Source organism: Psychrobacter sp. TB55-MNA-CIBAN-0194, assembly GCF_040309505.1.
GTDB classification, from domain to species: domain Bacteria; phylum Pseudomonadota; class Gammaproteobacteria; order Pseudomonadales; family Moraxellaceae; genus Psychrobacter; species Psychrobacter fozii.
Genome location: NZ_JBEOOW010000652.1, coordinates 1 through 245, shown reverse-complemented (window position 1 = coordinate 245; position 245 = coordinate 1). Strand labels below are relative to the sequence as shown.

At 46.9% G+C, this 245-nt stretch carries 1 pseudogene; it reads right to left on the bottom strand.

The features are described from left to right. Positions 1-245 (bottom strand): annotated as a pseudogene (locus AAEY75_RS16625) (tRNA 5-methoxyuridine(34)/uridine 5-oxyacetic acid(34) synthase CmoB); the annotation flags it as partial.

The window sequence follows — 245 nt, the reverse complement described above, 5'->3', positions numbered from 1 at the left end:
GCTTTAGTAGCGCCATGGTTTGTTTGCGCTCAGAGTCACTCAACGGCGCATTAATCGTCAATATGTCACTGTCCAAATCCACATTATAAACGGCTAATGTTGGCAAACGTGCTACCGACGCTTGATAAGCCGGCGCATGCGCATAGTTGGCTTTATCCTTGATATCATTTAACCACGTGGGTAATTTTGACAGCCACTCATAGGCGCTCGGCTGCTGCTGTGCCAGCTCTAATAAGGTTAAATAC